At 61.2% G+C, this 15,521-nt stretch carries 19 protein-coding genes and 1 pseudogene; 13 read left to right on the plus strand and 7 right to left on the minus strand.

What is annotated here, in order from left to right:
* Positions 1-93 precede the first annotated feature (93 nt).
* The gene (locus SJY36_RS01330; protein ID WP_005851083.1) at positions 94-993 is read right to left on the minus strand and encodes a LysR family transcriptional regulator; all 900 of its coding nucleotides are present in this window, start codon (positions 991-993) and stop codon (positions 94-96) included.
* A 104-nt stretch (positions 994-1,097) separates the two neighbouring features.
* Positions 1,098-1,847, minus strand: a complete 750-nt coding sequence (locus tag SJY36_RS01335; protein ID WP_386172580.1) for a VacJ family lipoprotein — start codon at positions 1,845-1,847, stop codon at positions 1,098-1,100.
* A gap of 188 nt (positions 1,848-2,035) precedes the next feature.
* Between SJY36_RS01335 and SJY36_RS01340 the strand changes: the two genes are divergently transcribed.
* From SJY36_RS01340 to SJY36_RS01355, 4 genes are read left to right on the plus strand one after another with little or no spacing between them, the layout of a single operon-like run.
* On the plus strand, positions 2,036-2,494 hold the full coding sequence (locus SJY36_RS01340) for a RidA family protein (RefSeq protein WP_386172582.1): 459 nt from the start codon (positions 2,036-2,038) through the stop codon (positions 2,492-2,494).
* Positions 2,491-3,252, plus strand: coding sequence for a glycerophosphodiester phosphodiesterase family protein (locus SJY36_RS01345; RefSeq protein ID WP_386172584.1), 762 nt, complete (start codon positions 2,491-2,493; stop codon positions 3,250-3,252). The genes SJY36_RS01340 and SJY36_RS01345 overlap by 4 nt, the downstream gene beginning before the upstream one ends.
* A 50-nt stretch (positions 3,253-3,302) precedes the next feature.
* A complete protein-coding gene (locus SJY36_RS01350) occupies positions 3,303-4,490 on the plus strand; it encodes a GNAT family N-acetyltransferase (RefSeq protein ID WP_386172586.1) in 1,188 nt (395 codons plus the stop codon).
* Complete coding sequence (locus SJY36_RS01355) at positions 4,487-4,798, plus strand: 4a-hydroxytetrahydrobiopterin dehydratase (protein ID WP_005851091.1); 312 nt, start codon at positions 4,487-4,489, stop codon at positions 4,796-4,798. The genes SJY36_RS01350 and SJY36_RS01355 overlap by 4 nt, the downstream gene beginning before the upstream one ends.
* Before the next feature lie 88 nt (positions 4,799-4,886).
* Here SJY36_RS01355 and SJY36_RS01360 read toward each other — a convergent pair whose 3' ends face one another.
* Positions 4,887-5,375, minus strand: coding sequence for a peroxiredoxin (locus tag SJY36_RS01360; RefSeq protein ID WP_386172588.1), 489 nt, complete (start codon positions 5,373-5,375; stop codon positions 4,887-4,889).
* A 92-nt stretch (positions 5,376-5,467) separates the two neighbouring features.
* On the opposite strand from SJY36_RS01360, the pseudogene SJY36_RS01365 reads away from it, so the two are divergent.
* From SJY36_RS01365 to pssA, 4 genes and pseudogenes are all read left to right on the plus strand, one after another.
* Positions 5,468-6,677 (plus strand): annotated as a pseudogene (locus tag SJY36_RS01365) (NAD(P)/FAD-dependent oxidoreductase).
* Positions 6,674-7,225: a 16S rRNA (guanine(966)-N(2))-methyltransferase RsmD gene (gene rsmD, locus SJY36_RS01370; RefSeq protein ID WP_005851097.1), complete on the plus strand. Its 552-nt coding sequence runs from the start codon at positions 6,674-6,676 to the stop codon at positions 7,223-7,225. The pseudogene SJY36_RS01365 and the gene rsmD overlap by 4 nt, the downstream one beginning before the upstream one ends.
* Positions 7,226-7,316: 91 nt before the next feature.
* Positions 7,317-7,976, plus strand: coding sequence for a phosphatidylserine decarboxylase (locus SJY36_RS01375; RefSeq protein ID WP_174226618.1), 660 nt, complete (start codon positions 7,317-7,319; stop codon positions 7,974-7,976).
* A 1-nt stretch (position 7,977) separates the two neighbouring features.
* Positions 7,978-8,739, plus strand: coding sequence for a CDP-diacylglycerol--serine O-phosphatidyltransferase (gene pssA / locus SJY36_RS01380; protein ID WP_005851102.1), 762 nt, complete (start codon positions 7,978-7,980; stop codon positions 8,737-8,739).
* Between the two features lie 3 nt (positions 8,740-8,742).
* Here the strand turns inward: pssA and map are convergent, their stop codons facing one another.
* Together map and sfsA are read right to left on the minus strand one after the other, a co-directional pair.
* Complete coding sequence (gene map / locus SJY36_RS01385) at positions 8,743-9,558, minus strand: type I methionyl aminopeptidase (RefSeq protein ID WP_386176415.1); 816 nt, start codon at positions 9,556-9,558, stop codon at positions 8,743-8,745.
* 34 nt (positions 9,559-9,592) lie between these two features.
* Positions 9,593-10,330 carry a DNA/RNA nuclease SfsA gene (gene sfsA, locus SJY36_RS01390; protein ID WP_386172590.1) on the minus strand — a complete coding sequence of 246 codons (738 nt, stop codon included), beginning with the start codon at positions 10,328-10,330 and terminating at the stop codon, positions 9,593-9,595.
* A 46-nt stretch (positions 10,331-10,376) separates the two neighbouring features.
* Between sfsA and SJY36_RS01395 the strand changes: the two genes are divergently transcribed.
* Genes SJY36_RS01395 through SJY36_RS01415 form a run of 5 tightly spaced genes read left to right on the plus strand, consistent with a single transcriptional unit; the run spans position 10,377 to position 13,336 of the window.
* Positions 10,377-11,096, plus strand: coding sequence for a molybdopterin-binding protein (locus SJY36_RS01395; protein ID WP_132997486.1), 720 nt, complete (start codon positions 10,377-10,379; stop codon positions 11,094-11,096).
* Positions 11,093-11,803: a GNAT family N-acetyltransferase gene (locus tag SJY36_RS01400; RefSeq protein WP_005851110.1), complete on the plus strand. Its 711-nt coding sequence runs from the start codon at positions 11,093-11,095 to the stop codon at positions 11,801-11,803. The genes SJY36_RS01395 and SJY36_RS01400 overlap by 4 nt, the downstream gene beginning before the upstream one ends.
* 12 nt (positions 11,804-11,815) lie before the next feature.
* Positions 11,816-12,385, plus strand: a complete 570-nt coding sequence (locus SJY36_RS01405; RefSeq protein ID WP_386172592.1) for a peroxidase-related enzyme — start codon at positions 11,816-11,818, stop codon at positions 12,383-12,385.
* A complete protein-coding gene (locus tag SJY36_RS01410; protein ID WP_386172594.1) occupies positions 12,382-12,864 on the plus strand; it encodes a hypothetical protein in 483 nt (160 codons plus the stop codon). Before SJY36_RS01405 ends, SJY36_RS01410 begins: the two co-directional genes overlap by 4 nt.
* The gene (locus SJY36_RS01415) at positions 12,809-13,336 is read left to right on the plus strand and encodes an OmpA family protein (protein WP_386172596.1); all 528 of its coding nucleotides are present in this window, start codon (positions 12,809-12,811) and stop codon (positions 13,334-13,336) included. Before SJY36_RS01410 ends, SJY36_RS01415 begins: the two co-directional genes overlap by 56 nt.
* 90 nt (positions 13,337-13,426) lie before the next feature.
* Here SJY36_RS01415 and SJY36_RS01420 read toward each other — a convergent pair whose 3' ends face one another.
* Together SJY36_RS01420 and SJY36_RS01425 are read right to left on the minus strand one after the other, a co-directional pair.
* Positions 13,427-14,332, minus strand: a complete 906-nt coding sequence (locus tag SJY36_RS01420) for a LysR family transcriptional regulator (protein WP_386172598.1) — start codon at positions 14,330-14,332, stop codon at positions 13,427-13,429.
* A 136-nt stretch (positions 14,333-14,468) separates the two neighbouring features.
* Positions 14,469-15,428, minus strand: coding sequence for a zinc transporter ZntB (locus SJY36_RS01425; RefSeq protein WP_235208534.1), 960 nt, complete (start codon positions 15,426-15,428; stop codon positions 14,469-14,471).
* Positions 15,429-15,521: the final 93 nt, after the last annotated feature.

Here is a 15,521-nt window from a genome sequence, read left to right on the forward strand (position 1 = left end):
GAATGGATTTAAGACAGGGGGTCAGATAAGTGAAATTCGAATAAATCGTGTATGAAGCAAGTATTACTCGTGTTAACTGCCCTTGAAGCGGAATTAAGGCGTGTTTTGCCCGTTGTCCAAGCTCTCGATCAGAATATTCTGTTGATTTTCAGCCGCTTGAGCGAGGTCCATCAAACTACGCCGAGCGATCGACAGCATCTCGGGGTCCAGATCTTCGCGCCAGACCACCCATGCGGGGTACGCAAAGCGTGGGGAATTTGCCACAACATGCAGTTTTCCAACATCGAGATACCGTTGCACTGCCCGTGCGGGCAGGTAGGCAGCGGCGCGACGGTTGACGATATAGTCGGCCGCAAGCCCGCCAAGGGCCAATGATCGCCCCGAATTGGTCAGATGGGGCAGGGCGCTGGCGTGCATATGCGTAAACTCCGGCCCCCAGTCGACCGCGACATATTCTTTGCCAAGGTCTTTGACGTCCGTTTCAAAGGACGCGACGAGAATCAGTTCTTCCTCCAGCACGGGTTCGACGCGCAAACCGGGGCGCAGCTGCGGGGTGTAAAGCAAGGCGGCCTGAATAACCCCTTCGACCAGAAACCGCGTCAGCCGGTCGGACATGCCCATTTCGGCGTGAATACTAAGCTCGGGCATCATCGCTTGCATCGCGTCGATCCAGCGAAAGCCAAGCTTGTGCCACAGGGCGTGCTGCGCGCCGAAGGAAAAGCTGCGGCTGTATCCTTCGGGGATGGCGATCTGCTGCCGGGCTTCTTCCCATATCTTGAGAAGGCTTAGCGCGTATGAGGTGAATTGTTCGCCTTCCGAGGTCAGCACCGCCCCCGCTTTTGATCGTTTGAACAGCGGGTGGCCCAGGCTGTCTTCCAGTCGTTGCACGCGCAGGCTGACAGCGGATTGGGTGACAAACAGCCGTTCGGAAGCAGCGACAAAAGAGCCGGTGTTGGCGACTTCGATAAAGGTTTTGATCAGGGTGATATCCATGCCCTGATAATGATCCTCCGCAGGCCCGTTGCCAAGCTGCCCTGACCTGAATCGCGCGCCCCTATCCGAAAGAGACCGGAAGGGAGGCGCGTGTTATTTGATGCTTAGTCAACCATGCGCGGGCCGGTGGTGGCGGCGATGCTGGTGGGGCGCGCCAGATCGGCACGGCGCTTTTGCAGATAGTCCTGACGTGCCTGGGCATAGCTGTCGCCCGATGCGGAGATTGGCACTTGCTTGCCATTCACGATGCGGCGGTTTTTCTCGAATGTGCTATCGGCATAACCGGTGACGGTGCCGACATAGCTTTCGGGGCTATCAAGCGTATAGGACAGCGGGTTGGTGAACAGGTCCACGACGCGGCCGGCGGTGTCGCGGCGGGTCGATGGGCCGATCAGCGGAAGCTCGATATACGGGCCTTCGCCCACACCCCAGACATACAGCGTTTCACCAAAGTCGGTATCATGCTCGGGCACTTTGAATTCGCTCGCGACGTCGAACAGGCCGCCCATCCCAAGCGTGCTGTTTACCAAGAAGCGGTAGGTCGACAGGCCAAAGCCCGCGAAATCCGCCTGCAAGGCGCTGTTAACGGCAGCTTGCGGCATCGACAGGTTCTCGGAGACGTTATGCACGACCGTCTGGAATTCGATCGGCACCGCCCCCAGCACGCGGTTGGGTTTGCCGGATCCGCCGATCTTCTGATTGAAGGCGTGGACCTTGCGGTTACCGGCCTCGTGCGGGTCATTGATCCCTGCGGGCTGGGGGCGCGATGCACCGCTGCAGGCGGCAAGACCTGCAACCAAAGTGACACCCACAAGGGCGCGCAGCGATGTGGAGAGGGTCGTGGCCTTAAACATGGTATAAATCCCGAAAACGCGTGAAAACATGGTTCGTTATGCGCAGCGTCCCCGAAATACGCAACATGAGTTTCCTTGGGCATCTCGCGTTGGTGGCAGGTGTTGCAGTTCCTCCCTCTTGGGTCTTTTCGTTTCGCCGTCGCATCGCTATCGTCCCGACAAAGCCATTCATTCCAAGGAAGTCCCCCATGAGCATCACCAGCCGTCTGAACGATCTTGGCGTCACCCTGCCTGACGCACCTGCCCCTGCGGCGAACTATGTGCCCTTCGTGAAAACCGGCAACACGGTCTATGTTTCGGGCCAGATCTCGAACGGGCCGGACGGGTTCATCACCGGAAAACTGGGCGCGGATATGGATGTCGCCGCGGGTGCCGAAGCCGCCAAGACCTGCGCGATCAGCTTGCTGGCGCAAGTCAAAGCCGCATGTGACGGCGATATCGAACGGCTCAAGCGGGTGGTGAAGTTGACGGCCTTTGTGAACTCCGCCGCCGATTTCACCGACCAGCCCAAAGTGGTTAACGGGGCCTCTGACTTCCTTGTCGAAGCTTTGGGGGATGCGGGGCGTCACGCGCGCTCGGCCGTTTCTGCCGCCTCCTTGCCGCTGGGTGTCGCGGTCGAGATCGAAGGCATCTTCGAAATCGAATGACCCTACCGCAGGCGTTTTATACGACCCCTATTGCGCATCGCGGTTTTCATCACCGCGATGCCGGTCGGCCCGAAAACAGCTTTGCCGCCTTTCAAGCCGCGATTGATCGGGGCTATGGCATCGAGCTTGATGTGCAACTGTCACGCGATGGTGTGGCGCTGGTGTTTCACGACTATGCGCTGGATCGCCTGACAGGCCAGACCGGTGCCATCCGGCAACGCGATGCGGATGACCTGTGCCAGATTACGCTCACCGGCGGCAGGGACACTATTCCCACCTTGCCGCAGGTGCTGGAACTGATCGCAGGACGCGTGCCGCTGCTGGTCGAGATCAAGGATCAGGACGGTGCAATGGGTACGGATATCGGACCGCTGGAAGATGCGGTGGCAGAAGCCCTGCGCGACTATGTGGGCGATGTGGCGGTCATGTCGTTCAACCCCAACAGCGTCGCGCGGATGGCAGAGCTGCTGCCGCATGTGCCGCGTGGATTGGTGACCAGCGCCTATCGCTATGTCGAATGGCCGCTGCCCAAAGCCACCTGCGACCGCCTGCGCGAGATCCCCGATTACGACCGCACCGGCGCGTGTTTCATCAGCCACGAGGTCGATGATCTGCCCCGCCCCCGTGTGGCAGAGCTGCGCGAGGCAGGCGCGATGATCTGCTGCTGGACCGTGCGCAGCCTTTCAGTTGAAAACGGCGCACGCGAATTTGCGCATAATATCACCTTCGAAGGCTATGACGCGCCGCTGCAAGGTTGAACCGTCCGGCTTCGGCCACAGATAAGGCCTATGACAACGGGACATCCAGTATGAACGCGCGCGACGTCGAAATCAGAATTGCCTCGCGCATCGCGCAAATCGGTCAAGCGGAATGGGATGCCTGTGCCTGCCCCGAAGCCGCCGGGGGGGCGCGCCCCGCGGACCCCTTTACCACCTTTCGTTTTCTCTCGGCGCTAGAGGAAAGCGGCAGCGTCGGCCCCGGTACGGGGTGGCAGCCGCAATACCTCAGCGCTGCCATTGACGGTCAGATCATCGCGGTCGCGCCGATGTACGCCAAGTCACACAGTCAGGGTGAATACATCTTTGACCACAGCTGGGCCCATGCGTTTGAACGGGCGGGCGGGCGCTATTACCCCAAGCTGCAGATCGCCGTGCCCCATACCCCTGCCACGGGTCGCCGTTTCCTGACCCGTCCGGGGTTTGAAGAGACAGGCACCGCGGCCCTCATTCAGGGGGCGGTTCAGCTGACCGATTCAAACGGGCTGTCGTCCTTGCACATTACCTTTTGTACCCAAGACGAGGCCGCCGCCGCAGAGCAACTGGGCATGCTGGCCCGCAAAAGCCAGCAGTTCCACTGGCACAACGCGGGCTTTGAGGACTTCGACGGGTTCCTTGCCACGCTCAGCTCGCGCAAGCGCAAGAACATCCGCAAGGAACGCCAGCAGGCTCAGGCCTTTGGCGGAGAGATAGAGGTGTTCACCGGTGACGATCTTCAGCGCGAACATTGGGATGCCTTCTGGCAATTCTATCAGGACACTGGCGCGCGCAAATGGGGCACGCCCTATCTGACACGCGCATTCTTCGACATCGCCCAGGACCAGCTACGCGACGACATGGCACTGGTGCTGGCCAAGCGGGATGGTGCATGGGTGGCGGGCGCACTGAACTTTATCGGTGCCGATGCGCTTTATGGGCGCTATTGGGGCTGCACCGAACATCATCCGTTCTTGCACTTTGAACTGTGCTATTATCAGGCCATCGATATCGCGATCAAACTGGGTCTCTCTACCGTCGAGGCAGGTGCGCAGGGGGAACACAAGCTCGCGCGCGGTTACCTGCCACAGGCGACGTGGTCGCTGCATTGGATGCGGGACGAGGGTTTTATGCGCGCTGTTGAAGACTATCTTGTACAGGAACGGGCAGCCGTTGACGAAGAGATAGACATTTTGACAGATTACGGCCCATTCAAAAGGGTCGAGGTTGAGGAACAGGAATGAGCGAAAGATTAAGCGAAGAGACGCGCAAAACCGTATTGGCCCCCTTGTTCAGCACAGGCTGGGCTATGGTGGAGGACCGGGATGCGATCGTCAAAACCTTCAAGTTCAATGATTTCGCGGATGCTTTCGGCTGGATGACCCGCGCGGCGATCTGGGCCGAGAAATGGAACCACCATCCAGAGTGGGAGAACGTCTATAACAAGGTGATCGTTACCCTGACGACCCATGACGTGGACGGCCTAAGCTCGCTTGATGCCAAGCTGGCGCGCAAGATGGATGGATTGATGGGCGAGGTCAAAGCGGGCTAAGGCACCATTGACCGTCGCATTATCCAAAGAAAAACGCAGCCCCGGTGTCCCCGCGGCTGCGTTTTTCATTTTTCAGCGTCGTGCCGGATTACATGTTGTCCAGCAGCGCCTCGCCGCCCGACATGTCGCAGACGCCGGGTTGGACCTCGGCCTGGAACAGCGTGACCTTGCCGTCATCCACCAGCATCGCATAGCGTTTGGAGCGCGAGATCAGCCCCGCGGGCTCGGCCGAGAATTCCATGCCGATGGCTTTGGTAAAGGCGCTGTTGGCATCGGCGAGCATGGTGATGCCAGCCGCCGTCGCACCTGTCGATTCACCCCAAGCGGCCATAACAAAGGGGTCATTGCAGGACACGCAGATGATCTCGTCCACGCCTTTGGCGTCGAACTGGTCCTTGGTGCGCACAAAGCTGGGCACATGGGCGGAATTGCAGGTGGGCGTATAGGCACCGGGCACGGCAAAGACGACGACCTTGCGGCCCTTTAGCTTGTCAGCCATCTGCACAGGCTGCGGGCCGTCCGGCCCCATTTGCACCAGCGTTGCATCGGGCAGCGTGTCGCCTTGAGAAATCGTCATATGCGTGACCTTTCGTGTCATTGCGTTTGTCTTCACGGAAGATATAGGCTTTGCACGCAGGCAGGAACACGGTTTTTTCGAAAGGGGCAAGGATGGGTCATGTGGTGGTGATCGGGGCAGGGCAGGCGGGGTCATCCTGTGTGGCCAAGCTGCGCAACTTCGGCTTTGAGGGTAAGATCACGTTGATCGGGGCCGAAACCGTGCCCCCCTACCAGCGCCCGCCCTTGTCCAAGGCCTATCTGTTGGGCGACATGGCGCTTGAGCGGCTCTATCTGCGGCCCGAGAGTTTTTACACCGACCACGGGATTGACCTGATGCTGGGCACCACGGTCGACAGCATCGATCCGGCGGCGCAGACCGTGCGGGTGAACGGCGGGGATATGGCCTATGACGATCTGGTGCTGACCACCGGATCTTTCCCGCGCCGTCTGCCCGCGCATATCGGTGGCGATCTGGCGGGCGTGCATGTGGTGCGCGACCTCAGCGATGTCGATACGATGGGCCCGCGCTTTACCAAAGGTGCGCGGGTGCTGATCGTCGGCGGTGGCTATATCGGGCTAGAGGCCGCCTCGGTCGCGGCCAAGCTGGGGTTGCAGGTGACACTGGTAGAGATGGGCGACCGCATCCTGCAACGGGTCGCGGCCCCGCAGACCTTCTGACTTTTTCCGCGCGCTGCACGAGGCGCATGGCGTCACCATCCGCGAAGGCGTCGGGCTTGAGCGTTTGACGGGCGACACGCATGTCACCGGCGCTGAACTGTCGGACGGCACGACGCTGGACGTGGATTTCGTGATCGTCGGCGTTGGCATCGGGGCGGCGACGGCGCTGGCCGATGCGGCGGGGATCGTGAATGACAACGGTATCATGACCGACAGCCACGGGCGCACCTCTGCGCCGCATGTCTGGGCCGCGGGCGATTGCGCGTCCTTCCCCTATCGCGGCGGGCGCATCCGGTTGGAATCTGTGCCAAACGCCATTGATCAGGCCGAGCTGGTCGCGGAAAACATCATGGGTGCGGATAAGGAATATGTCGCCAAGCCGTGGTTCTGGTCGGACCAGTATGACGTGAAACTGCAGATCGCGGGGCTGAACATGGGCTATGATCGCGTGATCACCCGACGCACCGACGCGGATAGTGTGGCCTTCTGGTACTATCGCGGGGACGAACTGCTGGCGGTGGATGCAATGAACGATCCGCGCGGCTTCATGATCGGGCGCCGGTTGATCGAGGCGGGCAAATCCCCCGCGCCTGCGCTGATCGAAGACCCGAACACAGACCTGAAGGCGCTGCTGAAGTCATGAGGATCATCGCTGGCAAACACCGTGGCACCCAACTGGCCGACGTGGGCAAGGGCGATGCGGATGCGCATTTGCGCCCCACCTCTGACCGCGTGCGCGAGAGCCTGTTTTCGATGCTGACCCATCACAATGTGATCAACGGCGCGCGGGTGCTTGATCTGTTCGCGGGCACCGGTGCTCTTGGGCTAGAGGCGTTGTCGCGCGGTGCGCGCGAGGTGGTGTTCATCGAGAACGGGCGCGTCGGGCAAAAGCTGATCACCGAGAACATCAAGAAGCTGCGGGCCGAGGGCGCGACCACGCTGATGCGCTCCGACGCGACGGCACTTGGGGGTTGGATCGCGGCGCCGTTCGATCTGGTCTTTCTTGACCCGCCTTATGGCAAGGGGATGGGCCAGACCGCCTTGGTCAAGGCGCGCGCGGGCGGCTGGCTGACACCCGATGCCATGATCGTCTGCGAGGAAAACGCCCCGCTTGATCCGCCCCAAGGGTTCACGCGCGAGGACAAGCGCAAGTATGGCGACACCTGGATCACCCTGCTGCGCCAAGACTAGCCCATTGGCCATCACCAGTTGCCGCTTTGCATTCGTTGCGCTGCGGCCTATGTGCTAACAAAGACGTAAAGGAAAGTAGACCGCCATGAGCCTGAGCATGACCAGCACCTTCATCAAGCCGATGCACCCCGAGGGGCGCAAGTTCGTGGCGATCTTTGCCGCGATCACGCTGGTGCTCTTTATCATCGCTGAACCACTGGGGTGGCTGGGGGTCGGCGCAACCGTCTGGTGCTACTACTTTTTCCGTGACCCTGAACGGGTGACACCCAAGGGCGATAACCTTGTCATCAGCCCCGCAGATGGCATCGTATCGCTGATCGAACCTGCCGTACCTCCCGCAGAGTTGGGGATGCCCGACACGCCGCTGACACGGGTCAGCGTGTTTATGAACGTATTTAACTGCCACGTGAATCGCGCCCCCGTCGCGGGCGAGATCACTGAAATCGCTTACCGTCCCGGCAAGTTTTTCAACGCATCGCTGGACAAGGCGAGCGAGGATAACGAACGCAACAGCCTGCGCATCAAGATGGCCGACGGCCGCGAGGTCGCCGCCGTCCAGATCGCCGGTCTGGTAGCGCGTCGTATCGTGTGTTTCACCAAGAAGGGCGCGCATACGCAGGCGGGTCAACGCTTTGGTCTGATCCGCTTTGGGTCGCGCGTCGATGTCTACCTGCCCGAGGGGGTCACCCCGCGCGTCAGCATCGGCCAGACGATGGTCGCAGGCGAAACCGTGCTGGCAGAGCTTTCCTGAGATGACCGATCAGCCCCCCGTCGCGCCGGATAAGACGAAAACCGAATTCTCGTTGCTACAGCTGTTGCCCAACATGCTGACGATTGCCGCGATCTGTGCCGGTATTTCCGCAATCCGTTTCGCCGCCGAGGGGAATATCGCGCTGGCTGTGGCGCTGATCACGCTGGCGAGTATCCTTGACGGGATGGACGGGCGCACCGCGCGCTATCTGGGTTTCAACAGTAAGATCGGGGCCGAGCTCGACAGTCTTGCGGATTTTGTGAACTTCGGCGTTGCCCCGCCTTTGGTGGTGTATTTCTGGGGGCTACAGGATTCCTACCGCGCGGGCTGGCTGGCGGTGCTGGTCTTTGCGATCTGTTGCGTCATGCGGCTGGCGCGGTTCAACGTCGATTCCCGCACCAAAGACCCGCTGGACGATGGCGGCTATTTCACCGGTGTGCCGTCGCCCGCTGGTGCGATGCTGGTGATGCTGCCGATCTATCTGCCCTATGCCTTCGGCCCCGGTGCCGCGCTGCCCGACGTGGTATCCAGCCTGTATATCGTGCTGGTCGGCTGGGTCATGGTCAGCCGCATCCCCACGTGGTCGTTCAAATCGGTCAGCTTTTCGCGCGCCAACGTGACCTATTTCCTGATCTTCTTTACCGGCTTTATCGCCTGCCTGGTCAGCTTCCCCTGGGCCACATTGGTGATCTGCTGCTTTGCCTATGCAGGCAGCGTGCTGTGGGCCGTGATCGAGCTGAAGCTGGCCAAGCGCCGGGGCTGAGGATCAGCCCTGGCTATAGGTCGGGTGGAACATACCGCCGGGGGATTCGGTAAAGATCTCGTATCCGGTTTCGGTCACGCCGATAGAGTGTTCAAACTGCGCTGACAGGGATTTGTCGCGGGTGACCGCTGTCCAGTCATCGGCCAGTACCTTGGTCTCTGCGCGGCCCAGGTTGACCATCGGTTCAATGGTAAAGAACATGCCGGGTTCCAGCACCGCACCGGTGCCGGGGCGGCCATAGTGCAGCACGTTTGGCGGCGCGTGGAACACGCGACCCAGCCCGTGACCGCAGAAATCTGTCACAACGCTCATCCGGTGGGATTCCGCGAAGGTCTGGATCGCGTGGCCGATGTCGCCAAAGGTATTGCCGGGTTTCACGACCTCGATCCCGCGCATCAGCGCGTCATGGGTCACGTTGATCAACCGCTCTGCCTTGCGCGACAGCTTGCCCGCGACATACATGCGCGAGTTATCTCCGTACCAGCCATCGACAATTACGGTGACATCGATGTTCAGGATGTCGCCATCCTTCAGCTTTTTGTCACCGGGGATGCCGTGGCAGACGACATGGTTCAGCGAGATACAGCTGGCGTGTTGATAGCCCTTATACCCGATGGTGGCAGACTTCGCGCCTGCGTCTTCGATCATCTGCGTGATCACACCGTCAATGGCACCTGTGGTCTGTCCGACATACACATGTTCGGCGATGTCATCAAGGATTTGCGCCGCCAGCTTGCCCGCCGCGTGCATCCCCGCGAAATCCGAGGGGTCGTAAATGCGAATGCCATCTTTGGTCTGGCGTCCTCGGTGTTCGTTCATCACCGCTGTCTCCGTCATATGAATTTGGTGTTGTCTAACCCGCTTGGCCCCCAAGAGCCAGTGCAGGCGGGTCGATTAGGGGGATTGCGCCCGCAACGCTGACCCCAAGGGGGCTGATATGGGTGCCGATGACATGGGTTTCCAGCCCTGCGGCGCGGGCGTCGGTAAAAGCGGCAGCATAGGCAGGATCGATATCGGCGGCCACGCTAAAGGCGCTGCAATCGGTCCGCTGCACCAGATACAGCAGCACGGCGCGGTGCCCGTCCCGTGCCATCTGCGCCAGCTCTCCCAGATGCTTTGCGCCGCGTTTGGTCACGCTATCGGGGAATTCGACCAGCCCCTCGCGGCGCGACAGGGTGGCGGATTTCACCTCGACATAGGCGTCGGGCAGGCCGGGCTCGGCCAGCAGAAAATCGATGCGCGAGTTTTCACCGTATTTCACTTCGGGCCGCACGGTCGTGTAGCCCGCGAGCGGGGCGATCTGCCGATCCATTAACGCGGCCTTGATCGCACGGTTCGGCAGCGCGGTATCGACGCCGGTGAAATGCCCGTTCTCGTGGTCAACCAGCCGCCAGCCGTAATTCAGCTTGCGCTTGGGATCATCATTGGGCTCAAGCCAGATTTTCATGCCCGCTGTGGCCAGCCCCATCATCGACCCGGGGTTGGCGCAATGCGCCGTCACCTCGGTGCCGTCCTCAAGCTGGCAATCGGCCAGAAACCGTTTGTAGCGGCGGATCAGGCGGGCGGGGACAAGTTCGGTTTGAAAGCGCATGGGGGGTGACCTATACCTCAATCAACGGCCCCTCAAGGAGACAGCCATGCCCAACCCCACTGCTGCGATGATCGTCATCGGCGATGAGATCCTGTCGGGGCGCACCCGCGATTCAAACATGCACCATCTGGCGGGGCAGTTGACCAGCGTCGGGATCGACCTGAAAGAAGTCCGTGTGGTGGGGGATGAAAACGGCACGATCATTGCCGCCGTGCAGGAACTGTCGCGCGTCTATGACAGCGTGTTCACCAGCGGCGGCATCGGGCCAACCCATGATGACATCACCGCCGATTGCATCGCCGCTGCGTTCAACAAGCATATCGACGTGCGCGAGGATGCCCGCGCCATTTTGGCCGACCACTACGCCAAAAGCGCGACAGAACTGAACACCGCCCGTCTGCGCATGGCGCGTATCCCCGATGATGCCACGCTGATCGACAATCCCGTGTCGGCGGCTCCGGGGTTCAAGCTGGAAAACGTCTATGTCATGGCCGGTGTCCCCGCCGTGTTCGAGGCGATGGTCGCCAGTGTTCTGCCAACCCTGACCGGTGGGGCCCCCCTGATCAGCGCCACCCATCGCATCGAACGGGGCGAGGGCGACATCGCCGGACCGTTGGGAGAGTTGGCGCATAGCTATCCCAACCTCTCTATCGGGTCCTACCCCTTCCAGAAAGACGGCAAATACGGCGCGCATATCGTGATCCGTGGCAATGATCAGGCCGAAGTCGACGCGGCGATGGCAAAGCTCGCGCAGGTGTTCCCGTGACCGATCTGGCGCAGCTTTATCAGGTCATCGACCACACATGGCCCGCCGCGAAAATCTGGACCGAAACCGGCTGGACCCTGCGGGACGGGCAGGGCGGGGGCAAACGCGTCTCTGCCGCGACGATGGCCGAACCCAATGCGGATATCGGTCAGGCCGAGGCCGCGATGCACGCCATGGACCAGCGCCCGATCTTCATGATCCGCGACGGCGACGACACGCTGGATACAGAGCTGGCCGCGCGCGGGTATGACATCGTCGATCCGGTGAATGTCTATATCGCGCCTGTCGGCAAGCTGACCGATGTGCCGATGCCGCGGGTGACCGCTTTCCAGATATGGGAGCCGCTGGCCATCATGACAGAGATTTGGGCCAAGGGCGGCGTGGGCCCCGAGCGGATCAACGTGATGCACCGCGCCGCGACCAAAACCGCGATCCTGACCCGCTGGAACGAGATGCCCGGTGGCGTCGCCTTTGCCGCGCTGCATGATGGCGTGTGCATGGTCCATGCGGTCGAGGTGCTGGAACACCAGCGCGGGCAGGGTGTGGCCAAATGGCTGATGCGCAGCGCCGGTTTCTGGGCGCAGGCGCAGGGGGCGACGCAGGTGGCGGTTCTTTGCACAAAGGCGAACGCAGCCGCCAACCGCCTGTATCAAGGACTGGGCTTTGATCTGGTAGGGCACTATCATTACCGTCAATCCCCTGACTGAAGGAGCCGCCCCATGGCGCATGATGCCCCCACTGCCCTGAACCTGCCGATGGTCGATCCGCTGCCCGAGGACACGCAGAAATACTTTGATGTCTGCCAGGAAAAGCTGGGGATGGTGCCGAATGTGCTGCAGGCCTATGCCTTTGACATCGACAAGCTGAACGCCTTTACCGCGATGTACAACGACCTGATGCTGGGCGCGTCGAACCTTTCAAAGCTGGAACGCGAGATGATTGCGGTCGTCGTGTCGTCCGTGAACAAATGCTACTATTGCCTGACGGCCCATGGCGCGGCGGTGCGGCAACTGTCTGGCAATCCGATCCTTGGCGAACAGATGGTGATGAACTGGCGTGTCGCCGATTTGGATGCGCGGCAAACCGCGATGCTGGCATTTGCCGAACACCTGACCGTCGCCAGCGCCAAAACCACCGAGGCGGACCGTCAGGCGCTGCGCGATGTGGGCTTTTCCGACCGCGATATCTTTGACATCGCGTTGGTCACGGGGTTCTTCAACATGACCAACCGCGTCGCCAGCGCGACCGAAATGAAACCGAACGACGCTTACCACGCGCAATTCAGATGATCATCTGGCGTGCCGGGCTGATCTGGCTTTTACTGGCGGGCACGGCCCAAGCGCTGGACCTGTCGCTGCCCGCTGCGGCGCGGCAGACCGTGACCCGCGATACCGACCCTGACAGCTATCTTGCCCCGACCTCTGCCTTTGAGGACGGCGGCTTTGCCAGCGTCAAAATCGAAGGGTCCATCGCGCGCTCTGCCTGGCGGTTAGAGGCTCCGGGCCTCACGCCCCTACAGATTATGCGGCCCCTGCGCAGCCAGCTAGAGGACGCAGGCTACAGGATCGTGCTGGATTGCAGCGCCGAGGTCTGCGGCGGTTTCGATTTCCGCTTTGCGATCGAAACACTGCCCGCGCCGAACATGTATGTCGATCTGCGCCAGTACCAGTTTGTCACCGCCGTCAAAGGGTCGCTGCAATCACCTGACGCCGTTGCGACCCTTCTGGTCAGCACAACCGATACCTTCTGCCTATCTGCAGATCGTTGAGGCGGATGCGCAAGGCCAGGCGTCCAGCCCGTCGGTGCCAGAGGGGGCGGAAGACACCCAGGTCTTGGCCCCCGATGCCCCCGCGCAAAGCCAGTCAGAGATGGCTGCGGCGTTGCAGAATACCGGCCATGTGGTGCTGGCTGCGCTTGATTTCGGCACCGGCACCGCGGCCTTGGGGCAGGGGGAGTTTGATGCGCTGGCCAATCTCGCGGCGGTACTGAAAGACCAGCCCGATCTGCGGATTGTTCTGGTGGGCCACACCGATAGCGTCGGCGGGCTGCAAAATAATATTGCCCTGTCGCGAAGCCGCGCGGCGGCGGTGCGGCGGCGGCTGATCACGGCGCATGGCATCTCGGGCGACAGGATCGAGGCGCAGGGCATGGGCTATCTGTCGCCAATCGCGTCCAACCAGACCAAAGCGGGGCGCGACGCCAATCGACGGGTCGAGGCCGTGCTTTTACCCGCGCCCTAACCCCGAACAGAAAAATCCCCGCATCCCTGAAAAGGGAGCGGGGGCAGCCACATGGGGCTCAGTTCACCGAGGGCAGTTGGTGATCTCGTGTTACCAGTCCGTTGGACCTTTTTCGGCAAAGGTATGGGCTAGAAAATCAATGAAGGCGCGCACCTTGGGCTGGGTGAACCGGCCCGGAGGATAGACGGCGTAGATGCCTTGGGTCTCAAGCGGGAGATCGGGGATCGCGTCTTCGACCAGCCCTTTCTCCATCGCCTCGGCATAAAGGAAGCTCGGCAGGTAGGCGATGCCAAGGCCAGAGATGGCGGCGTTCAGCAGCGATTGCCCGTCATTGACCGACAGCCAGCCAGCGGTGCGCACCTGACGCTTTTCGCCCGACGGCGAGGTCAGCTTCCACATGTTGCCGCTGGACTGGTTGGAATAATGCAGCAGCTTGTGATCGTTCAGATCGTCGATCTTTTCGGGGCGGCCGTATTTCTCGAAATAGGCGGGCGAGGCGATCATGCGTTTGGTCGTCTCGGTTAGCTTGCGGGCCCGCAGGGTGCTGTCTTCCAGCTCTCCGATACGGACGGCCATATCGAAACCTTCGCTGATCAGTTCGACGTAGCGGTTGTTCAGCACCATGTTGACCGTGATGTCGGGGAAATCGGCCAGAAACTCGGACAGGGCGGGCGACAGATGGTTCACCCCAAAGTCCGTCGCGACCGAGATCCGCAAAAGGCCCGAGGGCGCGGATTGCATAGAGGTCACAAGCGCGTCGGCTTCGCCCGCGTCATTCAGGACGCGGCGGGCACGGTCGTAATAGGCAAGCCCGATCTCTGTCGGGCTGACACGGCGGGTCGTGCGGTTCAGCAACCGTGCCCCAAGCCGCGCTTCAAGCGAGGATACGTGTTTGGATACGGCGGATTTGGAGATACCCATCTTTTTGGCCGCATCGGTAAAGCCACCCTGGTCCACGACCGTGGCGAATGCTTCCATCTCTGTCAGGCGGTCCATACCCGTCCCCTTTCATCATCTGCGTCTGGAAAGGGTATGGCGGCCAAATCAGGCAGGATCACGGCAGCGGTGAGACAGTGGAGAGGTATTTATAGGGATCGTTCGCGGCGGGGAAACAGGGCGCGCCGTGCTGTGGTCAAATCCAGCGGACCAGTTTCAGGACCAGAAACATAAGCAGCGCCAGCCCCGCCATGCCAAGACAGAGGATGGTAAACGCCCAAGGATGGTCCACCCCCGGCATCCCGCCCACGTTGACGCCGAACAGACCGGTCAGAAATCCCAGCGGCAGAAAGATCGCCGCGGCGACCGACAGCACATAGCCGTGGCGCGCTTGGCGCTGCGCGATATTGGCGTCGTGCTCTTCCTGAACCGACACCAGCCGGTCGCGCAGCTCGTCCAGCTCTTCTACCGCGATCAGCGCGCTGTTGGCCTGCTCGCGCAGCTCAAGCTGGCTTTCGTCGGGGATCAGCGGAATATCAAAGGCGGCCAGCTTGGCCAGCGCCTCGCGTTGGGGGTCAAGATAGCGGCGCAGCCGGATCACGCTGCGCCGGATTTCGGGCAGCTCATGGGGCATCGGGGTGTTCTTGTCCTCTAGATCGTCCTCGAAGAACTCCGCCTGTTCATCCAGCGTTGCAACATGTTCCTGCACCCGCAGGGTCAGGCGACCCACGAGCGCTTCGAGGAACTCGGCAGGGCTGGGAGGGGCCTTTTGCGCTTCGGCCTCGCGGCGGATGGCGTCGATGGCAAAAACCTTCTTGCGGCGCACGGTGATCAGCAGGTCGGAATCCACATACATCCGCACCGATACCATTTCATCGGCATCCTGCCCTTCGTTCATATTGATCCCGCGCAGGTTCAGGATCAGCCCGCCTTCAAAGCGGTCACAGCGCGGGCGGGTCTGTTTCTGGATCAGCGATCCGGCGGGGATTTCATGCAGATGTTCGCGGACCCAGGGTTCAAGCATCGGGTCGGCCAGATCAAAGTGCCACCAGCGGTAGATGCCCGGTCCCGTGAGGTGCGTGTCGGTGGGCACTTGGGTCGTGCCATCGGCAAAGATATCGAAAACGCAAATCGGCATGGCCACACCCTGAAACATCTATTGATCCGGGCATTTTGACAGACCGGCGCGGAGGCGCAAGATGTGCTGCCCTTGTGGTGCGGGCGAAAGACGGGGCAGGCCACGACAGCC

Origin of the sequence: Sulfitobacter sp. R86518 (assembly GCF_042466275.1) — a bacterium.
Taxonomy (GTDB): Bacteria; Pseudomonadota; Alphaproteobacteria; order Rhodobacterales; family Rhodobacteraceae; genus Sulfitobacter; species Sulfitobacter pontiacus.